We start from the raw sequence: 15341 nt of genomic DNA on the forward strand, positions 1-15341 counted from the left end.
GGGGAGACCTGGTGACCGACACCCCACCTGGCGGCGGTCAGCCCGCCGCCCCTACTCCGCAGCCTCCCGTCGACCTGCCGGCCGGGCCGGTGGACGCCCCCGAGGGTCCACCGGCCCGGCTCTGGGACCGGATGCGGGACGACCCGCAGTACGCGCCGGAGCACCTCGCCCTGGAGGCGGTGCGCCGCCTCGGGCCGGAGGCCGTGCAGTGGGCCAGCCGTGCCCGGGCCGAGCAGCCGGGGATCTCCGCCGATGTCCTGGCAGACCAGGCGGCCCGCAAGTTCGTCAACCTGGCCCGGCTCTCCGGCGCGGTCTCCGGCGCGGCCGGGCTGCCCGGCGCCGTGATCGACGTGGGCGTGCTGGCCTGGACCCAGGCGCGGATGGTGCTGCACATCGCCGCCGCGTACGACGTCGACCCCCTGCACAGTGACCGGGCCACCGACCTGCTGGTGCTCCAGCGGGTGCACAAGGTCGCCGAGAGCGCCCGGCTGGCACTCGGTGTGGCCGCCGGCCGGGAACGCGCCGACGCGCTCTTCGGTCTGGGTGGCCAGCGTCCGCTCGGCCGGGTCATGCTGCAACTCGGCATCCGGCTGGCCCAGATGGCCGGCGTCCGGGCCGCGAAGCGGATGGTAGCCAAGATCGTCCCCGGTGCGGCCATCGTGCTCGGCACCTGGGCCAACTCGTCGGCTACAAAGGACCTCGCCCAGCGATCCCGGGCCCTCTACCGCTCCCGCGGCAACCCCGTCCCGGAGCCGCGCCAGCCCTGACGGCCCCGCCCGGGCGGTCAGTTGGCCAGGCCGGAGGAGCGCCAGGTCACCTCGGCGATGCGGCCCTGGCCGGTGGCGTTGGGGTGGAACCAGTCCAGCGGGTTGAGCAGGTCCAGGGTGAACCGGACCTTGTGCAACGCGCCGCCGTCGTGCCGGCACCGTGCCCCGTACGCCCGGCAGGCCGCCTTCAACTCGGCGTTGTACGCGTCGATCCGGTCCCGGACGGCGGCCCGGCGCGCCCGGTCGACGGGTGCGGTCGAGGTCGCGTCGGCCAGCAGGGCCGGGCAGATGCCCCGCCGCCACGCGCGGGTCGCCCGGGCGTCGTCGTGCCCGACCTCCCAGAGCCGGTACAGGTCGGGGATGCTCACCACCAGCACCCGGGCCTTCGGCCGGCCGGTCCGCAGGACGCGCAGCCCCCTGTCGACGTCGGCCCGGAACTGGGCCACCGGCGTCATCGCGTCCACCCCGCCCCGGCAGACGTCGTTGGCACCGATCAGCACCGTGACGTAGTCGGGGCGGTCACGTACCGCCGCCTGGGCCTGACCCGCTAGAGCGTCCGCGCGGGCGCCGGGACGGGCATGGTTGTACGTCCGGTCGCGGATCGCCGCATTCTGTTCGAGCAGCCGCCGGTAGTGGCTCTGCACCCGCAGCCCGTCCCCGGTCGACCAGGAATTGCGCTCGCAGGAGGTGAGCACCAGGCAGGAGGCGAAGCCGGTGCTGATCGAGTCGCCGAGGGCGGCGATGCCGCCGGGCCCGCTCGACGGCGGGGCGCTCGTGGTGGGGCGGGGTTCCGCGGAGTTGCCGCCCTCGCAGGCCAGCGCGACCAGCGCCGCGAGACAGGCCAGGGCGGCGACCCAGCGTCGAGGCATGACGTCTCCCGTTCCCGCAGCACAGAGCGACAGCGCGGTAACTCTATGCGCAGGATGTGGTTTGCCGGGAAGTTGCTGTCGGGTATGCGGCAGAGCGCCGACGCGGGAGCCGTCGAGATGCTATGCGTCCCGCCACGGTGCCCGCTGGCCGTGCAGCCACCAGTGCAACGCCCTGGTGATCCGGGGCAGCACCAGATAGGTCATCAGCGGGGTCAGGCAGAGCGTCATCAGCAGCACCCGGGCCGCCAGCGGCACCGCGTCGAGGAAGCGGCTCGTCAGCACTGTGGCGGTCAGGCTCAGCGGGAAGAACGCCAGCCAGATGGTCACCGCCTGCTTCCAGCGGGGCGGCGACGCGGGCGGTGCCGGCTCCACCCGGTCCACCGAGTGCTCCAGCGGCCTGTCGAACCAGCCCTCGATCCCGGTACGCCGCTCGACCCGGGTGTGCTCGACGATGCCCTGCGCCGAGCTGAGCCACCAGTGCCGCTGCGGCGACTCCTCCCACCGGTGCAGCGTCTCGGCGTCGGCGAAGCGGTAGAGCATGTGCCACTCCGGCGAACCGGGGCCGCTCTGCACCCAGCCGGCGCCGAGGAAGCCGGGGAACGCCTCGGCCAGCGCGGTGCCAGCCCGCATCCAGGCCACCATCTCGCTGGCCCGTCCGGGGTCGACGCGGCGGGCGATGGAGACGGTCACCGGCACGGCGAGGGTCATTGACATGCGCCCATCCTGCGGTCGCGCGAGGCCCCGGCGCGAACGGATGTGCCGGAGCACACCGCCGCGTCCGAGGGTGGAAGCGCGCCGTACCGGTTAACCCGGCCGATCAGGGGTAGATCGGGGGTTATGACGAGATCGCAGCCCCGGCGCGCCCGTGGCACGGTCGGCCACGCGAACAGCGCATTGAACCTTCGGCTCACCCTCGCCAGCTTCGGGCTGGTGATCATGGTGCTCTTCGCGGTGCTGGCGTTCTGGGCCGGCATCGCCTGGCTCGGCGTACTCTGCGCGATCTTCGCCGTGGTCGCCGTGGTCGACCTGGTCGTGATCCAGCGCCGCCGCGCCGCCCGCCGCCGCGAGGAGCCGGGCGTACGACACTCGTTGTTCGAGTGACAGGAGGACGAGATGCCCCACATCGCCACCACCAACCCCGCCACCGGACAGGTGCTCAAGACCTATGAGGCGATGTCCACGGAGCAACTCGACGACGCCATCGAGCGCACCGACCTCGCGTTCCACCAGCTGCGGGAGACCACCGTCGACCAGCGCGCCCAGTGGATGAACGCCGCGGCCGACCTGCTGGACGCCGAGCGCGACGAGATCGCCCGGATCATGACCACGGAAATGGGCAAGACGTACGTCGCGGCGCAGGCCGAGGTGACCAAGTGCGCCAGCGCCGCCCGCTTCTACGCCGACAAGGCCCCCGCGTTCCTCGCCGACGAGCCGGCCGACGCCGACGCCGTGAAGGCGATCCGGGCGTTCATCCGGTACCAGCCGATCGGCGTGGTGCTTGCTGTGATGCCGTGGAACTTCCCGCTCTGGCAGGTGATGCGCTTCGCCGCCCCGGCGCTGATGGCCGGCAACACCGGCCTGCTCAAGCACGCCTCGAACGTGCCGCAGACCGCGCTGCTGCTGGAGGACGTGTTCCGGCGAGCCGGCTTCCCCGAGGGGGCCTTCACCACAGTGCTGGTCGACTCGGAGGCCGTCGACCACATCCTCAGCGACCCCCGGGTTCGCGCCGCGACGCTCACCGGCAGTGAGCCCGCCGGCCGGTCCATCGCCCAGATCGCCGGCCGCGAGCTGAAGAAGACGGTCCTCGAACTCGGCGGCAGCGACCCGTTCGTGGTGATGCCCTCGGCGGACGTGGACCGGGCCGCCGAGGTGGCCACCACCGCCCGCTGCCAGAACAACGGCCAGTCCTGCATCGCCGCGAAGCGGTTCATCGTGCACACCGACGTGTTCGACGCCTTCGCCGAGAAGTTCGCCGCCAACATGGCCGCGCTGCGCGTCGGCGACCCGATGGACCCGAACACCGACGTCGGGCCGCTGGCCAGCGAGCGGGGCCGCGACGAGGTGCACGCCCAGGTCCGCGACGCGGTGGACAACGGCGCGACGGTGCTCTGCGGCGGCGAGCCACCGAGCGGCGACGGCTGGTTCTACCCGCCGACAGTGGTCACCGACCTCACCCCGCAGATGCGGATGTGGTCCGAGGAGGTCTTCGGCCCGGTCGCCGGCCTGTTCCGGGTCTCGTCGTACGAGGAGGCCATCGAGGTCGCCAACGGCACCAGCTTCGGGCTCGGGTCGAACGCCTGGACCCGGGACCGCGCCGAGCAGGAGCGCTTCGCGACCGACCTGGACGCCGGCAACGTCTTCATCAACGGGATGACCACCTCCTACCCGGAGTTGCCGTTCGGCGGTGTGAAGAACTCCGGTTACGGGCGGGAGTTGTCGGCGCTGGGCATGCGGGAGTTCTGCAACACCAAGACGGTCTGGGTGGGCGAGGGCGCCGCCTCGGCCGGCGCTGGGGCGCACGCCGAGTAGTTCGGGGCGCGGCACGCGTCAGCCGGGGCCGTCGTGGGTAGGAAGTGTGCCCATGACGTCGTACGGGTTTCACGCCTCACATGAGCAGATCGGTCCACGCGCCCTGTTGGAGGCGGTGATGCACGCCGAGCGGGCCGGCTTCGACGCCGCCATGTGCTCCGACCACTTCTCCCCGTGGAGCGCCCGGCAGGGCGAGTCCGGCTTCGCCTGGTCCTGGCTGGGCTCGGCGTTGCAGGCCACCGGCATGCCGTTCGGCGTGGTCAACGCGCCCGGCCAGCGATACCACCCGGCGATCATCGCGCAGGCGATCGGCACCCTCGGCGCGATGTACCCGGGCCGGTTCTGGGCGGCCCTGGGCACCGGCGAGGCCAGCAACGAGCACATCACCGGTGACCCGTGGCCGCGCAAGGACGTACGCGCCGCCCGGCTGCGCGAGTGCGTGGACGTGATCCGGGCCCTGCTGGCCGGCGAGGAGGTCAGCCACGACGGCCTGGTCCGGGTCGATCGGGCCCGGCTCTGGACCCGCCCCGAGCAGCCGCCCGCGCTGGTCGGCGCCGCCGTCAGCGTGGCCACCGCCCGCTGGTGCGCCGAATGGGCGGACGGACTGATCACCGTGAACGCGCCGGTGGCGCACCTGCGCGAGATGATCGACGCGTACCGGGACGCGGGCGGGCGGGGGCCGCTGCACCTCCAGGTGCACGTCTCCTGGGCGCCCGAGCAGGCCCAGGCCGAGGCCATCGCCCACGACCAGTGGCGCAGCAACGTCTTCGCCCCGCCGGTCTGCTGGGACCTGGAAACCGTCGAACACTTCGACGTGGTCTCCGCCGACGTGCCGGCACAGCGGGTCGCCGAGGTGGTGAACGTGTCCGCGGACCTGGGCCGGCACGTCGGCTGGTTGGAGGAGTACGCGCAGCTCGGCTTCGACCAGATCGCCCTGCACCACGTCGGGCAGGAGCAGCGCGGCTTCATCGACGCGTTCGGTGCGGAGGTGCTGCCGAAGCTGCGCCCGGGCGGCTGATCGAGGCCGAACAGCCGTACCCCTAGGCTCGTACCCCATGGAAAGCCTGTTTCCGGTCGTCGTCTTCCTGGCGATCGCCACCCTGGGTGCCGCGTTGGCCCGCCGGCTCGGCCTGCTCGCGCCGATCGTGCTGGTCGTTCTCGGCCTGGGGCTCTCGTTCGTGCCGGGCTTCCCACAGGTGGAACTCGACCCGGAGTTGGTGCTGGTCGGCATCCTGCCGCCGCTGCTCTACGTGGCCGCGCTGGAGACCTCGGTGCCGGCGTTCAAGAACAACATCCGGCCGATCCTGCTGCTCGCGGTCGGCCTGGTGTTGTTCACCGCGTTCGTGGTCGGGTTGGTGCTGCACCTGCTGTTGCCGCAGCTGCCGTTCGCGATCTGCCTGGCCCTCGGCGCGGTGGTCGCCCCACCGGACGCGGTGGCCGCCACGGCCGTCGCCCGCCGGGTCGGGCTGCCCCGCCGGGTCGTCACCATTCTGGAGGGTGAGAGCCTGGTCAACGACGCGACCGCCCTGGTGCTGCTGCGGGTCGCGACAATGGCCACCGTCGGCTCGGCCGTCGGCGCCGACAAGATCGCCATCGAGGTGCTGCGGTCCACCGGCGGCGGCATCCTGATCGGGGCGCTCGGGGCGGTGGTGTTCGGCTTCCTGCACCGGCGGATCAGCGACCCGCTGCTGGACAACGCGCTGTCGTTGATCATCCCGTTCGCTGTGGTGTTCACCGCCGAACACCTGCACGCCTCCGGGGTGGTCGCGGTGGTCGTCACCGGTCTGGTGCTCGGACACAAGCTGCCCCAACTGCTGTCGGCGGCGTCCCGGTTGCAGATCGGCGCGTTCTGGCGGCTGGTCCGTTTCCTGCTGGAGGGCCTGGTCTTCCTGCTGGTCGGGCTGCAACTGCGGGAGGTGCTGCGCGATCTCGACGAGCCGATCGGATCGCTCATCCTGATCACCTTCGCGGTGCTCGCCACCGTCTTCCTGACCCGGTTCGTCTGGCTCTTCCCGGCCACCTACCTGGCCCGGTTGGTCCCCCGGGTCCGCCGTCGTGACGCCCGGCCGTCGCCGAAGTTCCCGATCATCATCGGCTGGGCCGGCATGCGGGGCGTGGTGACCCTCGCCGCCGCGCTGGCCCTGCCGCTGACCCTGGCCGGCGACGAGCCGTACCCCAGGGCGTTGTTGATCTGGCTGGCCTTCGCCGTGATCGTTTTCACCCTGGTCGGCCAGGGCGCCACCCTGCCGCTGGTCGCCCGGCGGTTGAACCTGCCGCAGGACGACCCGGTGCAGGACGCGCTCTCCGCGGCCGCCGTGCAGCAGCAGGCCAGCAAGGCCGCCCAGGACCGCCTCGACGAGTTGGCCGACGGCGCACCGGACGCGGTGGTGGACCGGCTGCGCCGAGCGGTGGAGGACCGCACCAACATGGCGTGGGAACGGCTCGGCGGCGACGAGCGGGAGACCCCGTCGCAGGCGTACGGTCGGCTGCGACAGGAGATGATCGACGCCGAGCGGGATGTGTTCCGGGCGGCCCGGGACTCCGGTCGGATCCCTGAGGAAGTGCTGGTGCAGGCCTACCGTGACCTGGACCTGGAAGAGTCGTTGCTGCGAGAGGTTGAGAAGTGAGCTGTCAGCACCTGACCGAGGCCGGTGCCGCCGAGCCCCGTACCCCCGACGAGTGCGCGGACTGCGTCGCCATCGGCGACACCTACTGGGTGCACCTGCGCACCTGCCTGAGCTGCGGGCAGGTGGGCTGCTGTGACTCATCGCCGAACCAGCACGCGAGCAAGCACTTCGCGTCCACCGGCCACCCGGTGATCCGCTCGGCCCAGCCGGGCGAGGCATGGCGCTGGTGCTTCGTCGACGAGGAGATCGGCTGATCGTCGGCCGTTGGCGCTGGCTGCTGGTTGGGGTCAGGACGGCGCGGCTCGCCGGGACGGCCGTTGAGCGGTTGCACGGCTAGAGCGTGTCCTGCCGATCATGGATCGGCGTCCTGGTCATGACATGCTTCGGCCGTGTACTGGACCCAGGATTGCCGGCGCTTCCAGCGTCTGGTCGAGGCGCTATCGGGACGGGCGGATGCACAGGCTGAGGCCGAGATGGGCGCACTCCTGGATCCACGACTCGCGGACTCGCTGGTTGATGTGATGGCGGGTGAGGAGCAGCTCGGGCTGGACACGCTCTGCGCCAACGTCCTCGACTACCGGGTGCGGCTGACAGGTGAGGAGTACGCGACGATCACCGATCTCGCCGAAGGTTGGGCTCTCGACGTTCGGATGATCGATGGACTGAACGAGCTTGTGAGTTGAGCCGGTTGAAGCAGCATTCCACGACGTTGCGCTTGCGGGTAGGTCGCCTCATCGAAGGTCGCTGGTCGCCCGCCGTGGCTGCCCTTGGCGGTCTGGCGGGCGACCTGGTCTGAGCATTGCGGGATGACCTGCCGGATCTCGCGCGATCTCAGGGCGTCTGGTGGAGTCGCGGGCGTAGCCCTTGTCCGCGATCAGCACGTCGGGACGCTGCGAGCCCGGGCCGGTCCCGGCTCGTTGACGCGGATCGCGTCCAGTAGTGCCAGGAGCTGCGGGTTGTCACCGCCCTGGCGCCATCGCCCCCGCGCACCGCCCGGCTCGGGAAGCAGCGGGGCAATGACCGCCCACGCCTCATCGGTCAGTTCACCACCACGTACCACCGGCGCATCGTCGGTGATCAGCCACTACAAGACGCTTCTATGTATGTGGTGATCGGTTCGGCTGGTTGCCGCTAGGTTCGGCGTCGATGATCGCTTGGGTGGCTCATTGCCGATCCGGCCGCTCGGAGTGCGGGTGTGCCTTGTGCAAGACCTGTCCCCAGGTGGTCGTCGGCGCCGGCCCGGCCCACCTTGCTGGCCTGATCAGAAGCCTGCCCGTGCGAGCACACGTGGCCCATCACAGATTTGCCGCCGAGGTGACTGCATCCCGAGCCGACGCCGACTGTCCCGGTCGTCACTGGCAAAGGAGCAACAACCCGAGATGGCACAGATCGTAGAGCGGGTCACGGATCGCTATGACGTGGTGGTGGGGGTGGACACCCATACCGACACGCACACCGCTGCCGTGCTCGACCGGTTCGGGGCGGTGCTGGCGCAGGTCACCGTGTCCACCGACCCGGACGGGTTGAGCCAGCTGGTGGCCTTCGCCGCCGCGCACACCCCGCCGGACGGGCGCCGGTTGTGGGCGGTAGAGGGCACCCGGGCGCACGGTCAGGGACTGTGCCGGCTGTTGAGCGCTGCCGGTGAACCGGTCTGCGAGGCACCCAAACCCGCCCCGGCGGCCCGCCGCCGGGGCGGGAAGTCCGATCAACTCGACGCGGTCGCCGCCGCCCACGCGGTGCTGGCACTGTCCACCGACCATATCGCTGTGCCCCGCAGCGACGGACCACGCGAAGCGCTGCGTCTGCTGCTGGTCTGCCGCCGCCACCACAGCGACACGCGCACCGCCACGGTCAACCTGGTCAAAGCGCTGATCCTGACCGCCGACGACGCCCTGCGCCACGCCCTACGCGGGCTGAGCACCACCCACCAGATCGCCCGCCTGGCCGCCCTCGACCTACCCGAGAGCACCCACCTGCCCACCGAGGAACACACCCGCCGCCGCGAACTGGGCACCCTCGCCCGTCACATCCACACCCTCGACGCCGCACTGGCCGACAACCACCGACGCCTCCGCGCCCTCGTCACCGAACTCTGCCCACCCCTGCTCGACCAACCCGGAGTCGGACCCGTCACCGCCGCGATCGCCCTCACCGCCTGGTCACACCCCGGCCGCGTCCGCTCCGAAGCCGCCTACGCCACCCTCGCCGGCGCCGCCCCCATACCCGTCGCCAGCGGCCGCACCGACCGACACCGCCTCAACCGCGGCGGCGACAGAACCCTCAACAGCGCCCTACACACCATCGCCCTGACCCGCCGCCGCATCCACCCCGAAACCCGCGACTACATCAACCGACGCCGCGCCCAAGGCCGCACCACCAGAGAAATCAACCGCTGCCTCAAGCGCTACATCGCCCGACAGCTCTACCGCACCATCACCACCCACCACCGCACCCCTTGACAACCCCCACTCACAGATCGGCAGGACGCGCCCCTGGGCCGGTGCCGGCCAGCAGCCCGGACAGGCGTTGGTCGGAGTGCGGTTTGGCGCGGTCCGCCGGTACTTGTCGAGCGAGCGGTGGCACGGCGTGGGGTGGCTATCCGATCGTGCCGCCGTCGGGTAGCTGGCTCTGGTCACGTCCGTAGGTGGTAGTGGTTGCGGCGGGGGATTTGTTCGGGGTCGAGCCAGGCGGGTGGGACGAACTCGGGGTGGCCGTCGCGGCCGAGCCGGACCGCCCAGTCGCTGGTGTGGACGTGTCGGTGGTGGTGGCCGCAGAGCAGCACGGCGTTGTCGAGGCTGGTGGTGCCGCCGTCTGCCCAGTGGCGGATGTGGTGGGCGTCGCACCAGCGCGGTGGGCGGTCGCAGCCGGGGAACGCGCAGCCACGGTCGCGGAGCACCAGGGCGCGGCGTAGTGGGCCGGTGAAGAGTCGGCGCTGCCGGCCGACGTCGAGCGTCTGACCGGCGCTGCCGAGGACGGCGGGCAGGATCGTGGCGTCGCAGGCGAGCCGACGCACCGTCTCCGGGGTGAGGTGCAGGCCGGTGTCGAGAGTGCCGGCGCCGAGCCGCAGAGCCAGCGGGTCGAAGCTGGTGGTGACGACGACCTGGGCGGCTTCGCCGCCGTGCTCGGGCAACTCGCCGGTGCGCAGGGCAAGCCGGCAGAGGTCGGCGAGCGCGTCGTGCCGGCGTTGCCCGGGAGAACGTGGATCGTCCGGACCGGACGGTGCGGTCAGTGGGTCGATCGCGGCGCGCAGTAGACCCGCCGCCTCGCCGTCGAGGATGCCGGACAGCCGCAGTCGGCCGTCTCGCAGCTCGGACAGCGTCACATGGCGGTCTCGGCAGGCTCGGCGGGCCTCGGCCTCCATCGCCGCCTTGGCGGCGGCATCGGCGACCTCCGGGGCGACGTGATCGAGGATCCGGGTGCCGAGCCGGCGCAACAGGGTGGCGTCGAACTGCGCCGCCCAGTCGACGAGGACGCCGATCGCCTTGTCGGCGGCCTCCGCCCCGGCGGCGGTGTGGACGGTCTCGACCGTGCCGGCGATGACCCGGACCTGCTCCACGTCGACGGCTCCGCCGGCCAGCGCGTCCCGCACACCGGTCGGGGCGGCATCGAGCGTCGCGGCCAGCTCGACCAGACGACGGGCCGCACCGACCCCGAGGCGCAACCGGTCCCGCAACCACACTGCCGTCGACGACGCGCCCTGCGCGGTCGCGGTGCCTCGACCGTCCAACTCGCGCACGAGGGCCAGCTTGACCGCGGCCAGACGCTGCTCGAGCCGGTGCGCGGCGTCGAGTGCCGCGACGAGGTCGTGCTCTGGAAGAGCCCACGTCGGTGCGTCGAGGCAGTCGGCAACTGCCGCCTCGGCCTGCGCCAACTCCTCCAACATGGACCGACGATAGAACACGTGTACGACACTTTCGGGTCGCTCAGTAGGCCAGGTTCGGCTGCTTCGGAGCGGCGACAATCCGTGACCACCCGAAGCGGACGAGGTGCCTTCACGGGGTCGCTGCGCACGCCGACGTGCGGCTGGGCCGACTCGCCAGATTCGCTGAGCCCGGTTCAGCGGCTGATGCCGTCGATGAGACGTTCGGTGGCGAGGCAGGAGACGAGACATCGTTCCTTCGCGTCGCCGCTCAGCCGGGCGGTCCAGTCGGTGAGGCCGCCGTCGCCGATCTCCAGGCTGCCGTCCAGGGCGGTGATCCGCAGGGCGCACCCCGTGTAGTAGCCGCGACCGCGAGATCGCTCCGGTTCGTCCACCAGCGGCACCACATCCCCGGCGAGCGCCGGTCGGACGGTGTCGGCCAGCCGCTCCCGGATGACCCTGTCGTCGAAGGTGGTGATGTGCAGCTGAGGCGCGGCGGCCGGTGCCAGCTCGGCGAGGACGGTCCGCCAGTAGGTGAGGTGCCGGACCAGCAGCCGAGCCTCCGTGCGGCCCGAGCCGGTGTCCCGGGCGCTGGACACCAGGGCGAAGAGCCGGAAGTGCGCCGACGCCTCGCTGCCGAAATCCTGCGCCCGCAGCACCCGATGGGCAGCGGCCAGGTGCACCTCGCTCTGTCGGCGACGACGCACGGCAGCCTCGATGGCGAGGGCGTTTGTGGGATCGCTGAGCACCTCGCTGGCGCGCATCGTGGTGACGATCCTGTTCTGGCTGACCGGCGCGACCGCCGAGCAGGTGCCGACCGGTACGACCGGCGACAGCTCCACCCCGGCGACGTCGGCGGGCAGCAGTTGCCACATCCGGGCCTCCACCCGTGCCAGCGCGCGCGGGTCGGCACGGGCCGGGCGGACGAAGCGGTCCTCGCGCCAGCGGCGCACCACCTCGGGTGGACGCACGGTCGCCGCCCGGTCGCGGGCCAGGCCCAACAGCAGAGTACGTAGATCCGCGCCGGACAGGCCGGCCAACGCCGTTCGCGTCCCGGCCGGCATCGCCGCCCACACCCGACGCTCCGCGCCCGGCAGTTCGTCGCCATCCATGGCGTCACCATGGCTCACTCGGCGCGACCGATCCATCGGTTTTGCGGTGTGCCCGGCCGCTCGTACGCCCGTCTATGCTTCACCGACGTGCGAGCGTCAACGGGGGACGGACATGATTGACACTGTCATCTTCGATGTTGGTGGGACCATTCTCGACGAGTCTCACGAGTTCGCTGCCTGGGCCGACTGGCTCGGCGTGCCCCGGCACACCTTCTCGGCGGTCTTCGGCGCGGTGATCGCCAGGGGTCTGGACTATCAGGAGACGTTCCGGGTCTTCCGGCCCGATTTCGATCTCACGGCCGAGCTGGAGCGCCGGGCCGCTGCCGGCCAGCCGGAGTCGTTCGCCGAGGAGGATCTCTACCCGGACGCGCGGGGATGCCTGGAGTCCTTGAAGGACCAGGGCCTGTTCGTGGGCCTGGCCGGCAACCAGCCAGCTCATGCGGAGGCGACCCTGCGCGATCTCGACCTTCCGGTGGACGTGATCGGCACCTCGCACGGGTGGGGCGTGGCGAAGCCGTCACCGGCGTTCTTCGAGCGGGTCGTCGCCGCGGGCGGTGGCGTCGCGTCGTCGATCCTGTACGTCGGCGACCGACCCGACAACGACGTGCGCCCGGCCCTGGATGCCGGCATGAAGACCTGCCTGATCCGACGTGGTCCGTGGGGCCACATCCTCGACCCCTCCACGGTGGCCGAGCGGTGCCTGTTCCGGATCGACTCGCTGGACGAACTCCCCAGCCTGGTCGCGAAGCACAACGCGGCCGGCGGTTGACCCGCCGGCCGCGCGAAACGTGCGGTCCCGGTGGCCGCCCGCTGAGGGCGGTCACCGGGACGTCCATCAGGTCAGCGAGCAGGCCGCCCCGTTGACAGTGACCAGGCCGGGGCTCGGGTTGGCGCCGCCGCCCGTGGTCGCGTTGAAGCCGAACGTCACAGTGCCGCCGGGCGCGATCTTGGCGTTGTACGACTCGTTGCGCGCTGTCACCGTCGCACCGGACTGGGTGACCTTCGCCAGCCACGCCTCGCGTACCCGCTGGTCACCGGTGAACGCGAAGCGCACGCTCCAGCCGTTGACGGCGGTGGCGCCCGTGTTCTGGATGGTCAGCTGCCCGGTGAACCCGGTGCCGCCCTGCCAGGTGCCGTAGTTGGAGTAGCGCGCCGTGCAGGTGGTGGCCGGCACCGCGCCGGCGTCACCCTGGTCGGCCAGGAACGAGGAGATCCAGGCCAGCGCCGAGTTCCAGTTGATCGCCACCTCGTTTGTCGAGTACGAGTTGATGTCGTCGACGTAGCAGAACATCGGCTCGCAACCGGCGAGCAGCTGCGCCACGAACGGGTCCTGGAGGGCCGCGTTCGGGCCGCCGGCGAGGGAGCCGGCGGGCGGTCGGGGCAGGTTCGGGTCGAGCTGGTGGCCGAAGATCCGGCTGTGCTGGTTCTGCGCGGCGTGCTCACCCCACCCGGTGACGTAGGAGATGTTCAGGGCGTTGCGACCGAGGACGTAGTCCATGGCCTGCACGGCGCCGTCGCGGTAGACGGGGTTGCGGGTCAGGTCGAACGCGGTGGCCAGCACCACGGCGTTGTTGATGACGTTGCTGTTGCCGCCCCAGAAGTAGCTGTTGGCGTCACCGGGCATCGGCAGCCCGTACGCCTGCCGGCGCAGCTCGGCGAGGTACGTGTCGGCCGCGGCGGTGACCGAGGCGCGGACCCGGGCCAGATCGGCGGCGGGCAGCCCGTTCGGCACGGTGGCCAGGTCGAGGCGGCCCAGCGCGGCAACGCTCTGCCAGCCGAAGCCCCGGGCGTCGAACACGTTCCCGGTGTGGTGCGGTGAGGCGGTCAGGTCGGCCAGGTAGTTCTGCGCCCCGGTGGTCAGGTACAGCTCGGCCGCCGCCCAGTAGAACTCGTCGGTGACGTTGCTGTCGTCGTACGCGCCGCCGCCGGTGCCGTCGGTCGGGCTGGCGTACACCGCCGGGTGGGCCTTGGCCGCGGCGTAGGCCGTCTTCGCGGCGGTGCCGCAGCGGGTCGCGAACGCCGCGTCGTACGGCGCGAAGAGCCGGGCGCACTGGGCGGCGGTGGCGGCGAGGTTGAGGGTGGCCGCTGTCGACGGTGGGTGCAGCTCGCGCGGCTGCGGGTCGTCCTGCGGGGCGAGCGGCAGCCCGGTCCAGTTCTGGTCGTGGATCTTGTGGTGGACCATGCCGGCGAGCGGCTTGCCGGCGGGCACCTGCATGCGCAGCAGGAACTCCAGCTCCCAGCGGGCCTCGTCGAGGATGTCCGGCACCCCGTTGTCGCGCTCGGGCACCCGCAGCGTGCCGTCGGCGAGTTCCGCGCCGCCGTTGGCGGTGGCCGCCGTCCGGGTCCGTTCGAAGGTGTTCAACAGCTGGTAGGTGGCGATGCCGCCGTTGACCACGTACTTGCCGTGGTCACCGGCGTCGTACCAACCGCCGCGCACGTCGAGGGAGTAGTCGCAGACACCCGGCTGGCAGGGCACGTTGGTGTCGCCCTGGTTGGGTGCGACGCCGAGGTGGCCGGCGGGTCGGGCGTACTCGTCGCCGATCAGGTCGCCGTCGATGGCGATGCCGCTGCGCTGGGCGTAGAAGAACTGCAACGAGTCGGAGCGCAGCTGGTCGTAGAGGGCGCCGGAGATGTCGAACGGGTGGCTGGTCTCGCCGTCCACGGTGAGCGTGAGCCCGGTGCCGGGAGTGCGGTAGCTGGAGAAGTCGACACTCTGCACGTTCTGCCCGGAGGCGGCGTCGACACCGCGAGCGGTGGTGCTGCCACTGGCCACGACCGCGCCGGCGGCGCTGCGCAGCTGCCAGGGCAGCGGCTCGGTGGCCTCGGTGACGACAGTGGCGTTCTTCGGGCCGCCGGGAAGGTAGCCGACCTGGTTGACGCGCACCCGTGGCCCGGTGTCCGGCTCGTACGGCTCGGGCGGCTCACCGCCGCGCAGCGACACGTCGTCCAGGCAGATGGTCTGCGCCTGGGCGGAACCGCCGACCTGGAAGATCAGCTGGGCGTTGGGGTTGTCGTCCGGGACGGTGAAGGTCTGCTCGACCCGCTGGATGGTGCCGGTCGCGGTGGCGTCGACTGCCGCGTACGTGGTGTACGGAGCGCTGCCGAGCTGCAACACGGCCTTGACCGCGGCGCCGGGAGTGGCGGAGACCGCGAAGCCGAGGGTGTATTCGGCGCCGGCGATCAGCGGCACGCCGTCCTGGCCGATGCCGGCGTCCCACGGGTTGGCCAGCCCGCCCGCGACCGTGGTGCAGAGCTGGCCGTCGGTGACCGCCAGCGCTCCGGTGCCGAAGGAGAACCAGGGGCTCACCCCGGCGCTGAAGTCGCCGTTGTCGATCTGTTCGGGGGCGTCCGGTGGTGGGTCGGCGTGGGCCGCGCCGGCGCCCGCGCCGGTGAGGGCCAGAGTGGTCGCCGCAGCCAACAGGAGGCGGCGTCGGGATGGCGTCACGGGGAGTCCTTCCGGGACGGAAAGTGGGACGGTGGTGGTGGCACTGTGGTGCGAGGAACCTGGGAGCGCTCCCAGGTATCGGCTCGATGTTTCCAGTGCCGGTACGTCATGTCAATTGATCTGGTTGGATGGG

At 71.6% G+C, this 15341-nt stretch carries 14 protein-coding genes and 1 pseudogene; 9 read left to right on the forward strand and 6 right to left on the reverse strand.

What is annotated here, in order from left to right:
* Window positions 1–11 precede the first annotated feature (11 nt).
* Window positions 12–767, forward strand: coding sequence for an EcsC family protein (locus IW249_RS19910; RefSeq protein ID WP_196922135.1), 756 nt, complete (start codon window positions 12–14; stop codon window positions 765–767).
* A gap of 17 nt (window positions 768–784) precedes the next feature.
* Here IW249_RS19910 and IW249_RS19915 read toward each other — a convergent pair whose 3' ends face one another.
* Together IW249_RS19915 and IW249_RS19920 are read right to left on the reverse strand one after the other, a co-directional pair.
* Complete coding sequence (locus IW249_RS19915) at window positions 785–1636, reverse strand: GDSL-type esterase/lipase family protein (RefSeq protein ID WP_196922136.1); 852 nt, start codon at window positions 1634–1636, stop codon at window positions 785–787.
* 120 nt (window positions 1637–1756) lie between these two features.
* A complete protein-coding gene (locus IW249_RS19920; RefSeq protein WP_196922137.1) occupies window positions 1757–2350 on the reverse strand; it encodes an antibiotic biosynthesis monooxygenase in 594 nt (197 codons plus the stop codon).
* Window positions 2351–2473: 123 nt separating this feature from the next.
* On the opposite strand from IW249_RS19920, the gene IW249_RS19925 reads away from it, so the two are divergent.
* The 6 genes from IW249_RS19925 (at window position 2474) to IW249_RS19950 (ending at window position 7475) form a co-directional block, all read left to right on the forward strand.
* Entirely contained in the window at window positions 2474–2737 is a 264-nt protein-coding gene (locus tag IW249_RS19925; RefSeq protein ID WP_091401582.1) for a DUF6343 family protein, read from the forward strand.
* Between the two features lie 12 nt (window positions 2738–2749).
* Window positions 2750–4165: an NADP-dependent succinic semialdehyde dehydrogenase gene (locus tag IW249_RS19930; RefSeq protein WP_196922138.1), complete on the forward strand. Its 1416-nt coding sequence runs from the start codon at window positions 2750–2752 to the stop codon at window positions 4163–4165.
* Between the two features lie 52 nt (window positions 4166–4217).
* Window positions 4218–5183, forward strand: a complete 966-nt coding sequence (locus IW249_RS19935) for a TIGR03885 family FMN-dependent LLM class oxidoreductase (RefSeq protein WP_196922139.1) — start codon at window positions 4218–4220, stop codon at window positions 5181–5183.
* Window positions 5184–5220: 37 nt separating this feature from the next.
* A complete protein-coding gene (locus IW249_RS19940) occupies window positions 5221–6792 on the forward strand; it encodes a Na+/H+ antiporter (RefSeq protein ID WP_196922140.1) in 1572 nt (523 codons plus the stop codon).
* Window positions 6789–7046, forward strand: a complete 258-nt coding sequence (locus IW249_RS19945; RefSeq protein ID WP_091401591.1) for a UBP-type zinc finger domain-containing protein — start codon at window positions 6789–6791, stop codon at window positions 7044–7046. Before IW249_RS19940 ends, IW249_RS19945 begins: the two co-directional genes overlap by 4 nt.
* Before the next feature lie 135 nt (window positions 7047–7181).
* Entirely contained in the window at window positions 7182–7475 is a 294-nt protein-coding gene (locus IW249_RS19950; RefSeq protein ID WP_196922141.1) for a hypothetical protein, read from the forward strand.
* Here IW249_RS19950 and IW249_RS19955 read toward each other — a convergent pair.
* Window positions 7405–7852, reverse strand: a pseudogene (locus tag IW249_RS19955) (transposase). The gene IW249_RS19950 and the pseudogene IW249_RS19955 sit on opposite strands and share 71 nt — an antisense overlap.
* 319 nt (window positions 7853–8171) lie before the next feature.
* On the opposite strand from IW249_RS19955, the gene IW249_RS19960 reads away from it, so the two are divergent.
* Window positions 8172–9251, forward strand: a complete 1080-nt coding sequence (locus IW249_RS19960) for an IS110 family RNA-guided transposase (protein WP_196920513.1) — start codon at window positions 8172–8174, stop codon at window positions 9249–9251.
* Between the two features lie 173 nt (window positions 9252–9424).
* Here the strand turns inward: IW249_RS19960 and IW249_RS19965 are convergent, their stop codons facing one another.
* Both IW249_RS19965 and IW249_RS19970 read right to left on the reverse strand, forming a co-directional pair.
* Entirely contained in the window at window positions 9425–10675 is a 1251-nt protein-coding gene (locus IW249_RS19965) for an HNH endonuclease signature motif containing protein (RefSeq protein ID WP_196922142.1), read from the reverse strand.
* 173 nt (window positions 10676–10848) lie between these two features.
* Entirely contained in the window at window positions 10849–11763 is a 915-nt protein-coding gene (locus tag IW249_RS19970) for a hypothetical protein (RefSeq protein ID WP_196922143.1), read from the reverse strand.
* Between the two features lie 112 nt (window positions 11764–11875).
* Here IW249_RS19970 and IW249_RS19975 point away from each other — a divergent pair, with 112 nt between their 5' ends.
* Window positions 11876–12532 carry an HAD family hydrolase gene (locus IW249_RS19975; RefSeq protein WP_196922144.1) on the forward strand — a complete coding sequence of 219 codons (657 nt, stop codon included), beginning with the start codon at window positions 11876–11878 and terminating at the stop codon, window positions 12530–12532.
* A 66-nt stretch (window positions 12533–12598) separates the two neighbouring features.
* Here IW249_RS19975 and IW249_RS19980 read toward each other — a convergent pair whose 3' ends face one another.
* Complete coding sequence (locus IW249_RS19980; protein WP_196922145.1) at window positions 12599–15208, reverse strand: glycoside hydrolase family 9 protein; 2610 nt, start codon at window positions 15206–15208, stop codon at window positions 12599–12601.
* Window positions 15209–15341: the final 133 nt, after the last annotated feature.

Source organism: Micromonospora vinacea (genome assembly GCF_015751785.1).
In the GTDB taxonomy this organism is placed as follows: domain Bacteria; phylum Actinomycetota; class Actinomycetes; order Mycobacteriales; family Micromonosporaceae; genus Micromonospora; species Micromonospora vinacea.

Bases quoted from the DNA above. Each gene is read 5' to 3' on its own strand.
- IW249_RS19915 (WP_196922136.1), bottom strand. From the start codon at position 1,636: ATGCCTCGACGCTGGGTCGCCGCCCTGGCCTGTCTCGCGGCGCTGGTC.
- IW249_RS19920 (WP_196922137.1), bottom strand. From the start codon at position 2,350: ATGTCAATGACCCTCGCCGTGCCGGTGACCGTCTCCATCGCCCGCCGC.
- IW249_RS19925 (WP_091401582.1), top strand. From the start codon at position 2,474: ATGACGAGATCGCAGCCCCGGCGCGCCCGTGGCACGGTCGGCCACGCG.
- IW249_RS19930 (WP_196922138.1), top strand. From the start codon at position 2,750: ATGCCCCACATCGCCACCACCAACCCCGCCACCGGACAGGTGCTCAAG.
- IW249_RS19935 (WP_196922139.1), top strand. From the start codon at position 4,218: ATGACGTCGTACGGGTTTCACGCCTCACATGAGCAGATCGGTCCACGC.
- IW249_RS19940 (WP_196922140.1), top strand. From the start codon at position 5,221: ATGGAAAGCCTGTTTCCGGTCGTCGTCTTCCTGGCGATCGCCACCCTG.
- IW249_RS19960 (WP_196920513.1), top strand. From the start codon at position 8,172: ATGGCACAGATCGTAGAGCGGGTCACGGATCGCTATGACGTGGTGGTG.
- IW249_RS19965 (WP_196922142.1), bottom strand. From the start codon at position 10,675: ATGTTGGAGGAGTTGGCGCAGGCCGAGGCGGCAGTTGCCGACTGCCTC.
- IW249_RS19970 (WP_196922143.1), bottom strand. From the start codon at position 11,763: ATGGATGGCGACGAACTGCCGGGCGCGGAGCGTCGGGTGTGGGCGGCG.
- IW249_RS19975 (WP_196922144.1), top strand. From the start codon at position 11,876: ATGATTGACACTGTCATCTTCGATGTTGGTGGGACCATTCTCGACGAG.